We start from the raw sequence: 1894 nt of genomic DNA on the forward strand, positions 1-1894 counted from the left end.
ACGCGCGAACACCTGTCCGGGCCGGGCCGTCGTCGGCGCGGCGCCCGGGGGCGCGTCGGCTCAGTCGCGCGTGAGCTTGCGGTGCGTCATCCGGTGCGGGCGGGCGGCCTCGGGGCCGAGCCGATCGACCTTGTTGGCCTCGTAGGACTCGAAGTTGCCCTCGTACCAGTACCAGTTGGCCGGGTCCTCCGCGGTGCCCTCGTAGGCCAGCATGTGGGTGGCCACGCGGTCCAGGAACCAGCGGTCGTGCGAGACGACGACGGCGCAGCCCGGGAACTCGAGCAGCGCGTTCTCGAGGGAGGTCAGGGTCTCCACGTCGAGGTCGTTGGTGGGCTCGTCGAGGAGCAGCAGGTTGCCGCCCTCCTTGAGGGTCAGGGCCAGGTTCAGGCGGTTGCGCTCACCGCCGGAGAGCACGCCGGCCTTCTTCTGCTGGTCCGGGCCCTTGAAGCCGAACGCGGACACGTAGGCGCGCGAGGGCATCTCGACGTTGCCGACCTTGATGTAGTCCAGGCCGTCCGAGACGACCTCCCACAGCGACTTCTCGGGGTCGATGTTGGAGCGGGACTGGTCCACGTACGAGATCTTCACGGTCTCGCCGATCTTCAGCTCGCCGCCGTCCAGGGGCTCGAGACCGACGATGGTCTTGAACAGGGTGGTCTTGCCGACGCCGTTCGGGCCGATCACGCCGACGATGCCGTTGCGGGGCAGGGAGAAGGACAGGCCGTCGATGAGGACGCGGTCCCCGAAGCCCTTCTTCAGGTCCTTGGCCTCGATCACGACGGTGCCCAGGCGCGGGCCCGGCGGGATCTGGATCTCCTCGAAGTCCAGCTTGCGGGTCTTCTCGGCCTCGGCCGCCATCTCCTCGTAGCGGGCCAGGCGGGCCTTGGACTTCGCCTGGCGGCCCTTCGTGTTGGAGCGGACCCAGTCGAGCTCATCGGCCAGGCGCTTGGCGAGCTTGGCGTCCTTCTTGCCCTGCACCTCGAGGCGGGCGCGCTTGGTCTCCAGGTAGGTGGAGTAGTTGCCCTCGTACGGGTAGAGGGGGCCGCGGTCGACCTCCGCGATCCACTCCGCGACGTGGTCGAGGAAGTACCGGTCGTGGGTGACGGCGATGACGGCGCCCGGGTAGGAGGCCAGGTGCTGCTCGAGCCACAGCACGGACTCGGCGTCCAGGTGGTTGGTGGGCTCGTCGAGCAGGAGGAGGTCCGGCTTCTCCAACAGCAGCTTGCACAGCGCGACGCGGCGCTTCTCGCCACCGGAGAGGTTTGTGACCGGCTCGTCCCCCGGGGGCGTGCGCAGGGCGTCCATCGCCTGCTCGAGCTGGGAGTCGATGTCCCACGCGTCCGCGGCGTCGATGGCGGACTGCAGTTCGCCCATCTCCTCCATGAGGGCGTCGAAGTCCGCGTCCGGGTTCGCCATCTCCTCGGAGATCTGGTTGTAGCGCTGGATCTTGCCGTAGATCTCGCCGACGCCCTCCTGGACGTTCTCGAGCACGGTCTTGGACTCGTCCAGCTTGGGCTCCTGCATCAGGATGCCCACCGAGTAGCCGGGAGAGAGCCGCGCCTCGCCGTTCGAGGGCTCGTCCAGCCCGGCCATGATCTTCAGGATCGTCGACTTGCCGGCGCCGTTGGGGCCGACCATGCCGATCTTCGCCCCGGGGTAGAACGACATGGTGACGTCGTCCAGGATCAGTTTGTCGCCCACCTTCTTGCGGGCCTTGACCATCGTGTAGATGAATTCCGCCATGCGGCCCAGGCTAGTCGGTGGCCGCGGGATTCCACTCATCGTGCCGATCCCGCGACCACCGAGCCCGCTCCCCCTCCGTGCCGCCCCGTGGTCAGGCGACGCCGGCCGCCGCCGGCTCGCGCTCGGGGGCGCCCGCGTCCGACTCGTCCGG

Annotated in this window: 1 protein-coding gene; it reads right to left on the reverse strand. The window is 68.9% G+C overall.

What is annotated here, in order from left to right:
* Positions 1-60: 60 nt before the first annotated feature.
* Positions 61-1743, reverse strand: coding sequence for an energy-dependent translational throttle protein EttA (ettA, locus tag HMPREF3105_RS03810; RefSeq protein WP_070708808.1), 1683 nt, complete (start codon positions 1741-1743; stop codon positions 61-63).
* Positions 1744-1894 lie beyond the last annotated feature (151 nt).

The organism is Micrococcus sp. HMSC31B01, assembly GCF_001816085.1.
Taxonomy (GTDB): Bacteria; Actinomycetota; Actinomycetes; order Actinomycetales; family Micrococcaceae; genus Micrococcus; species Micrococcus luteus.

Coding starts and splice junctions, on each gene's coding strand:
- ettA (WP_070708808.1), bottom strand. CDS start 1,743: ATGGCGGAATTCATCTACACGATGGTCAAGGCCCGCAAGAAGGTGGGC.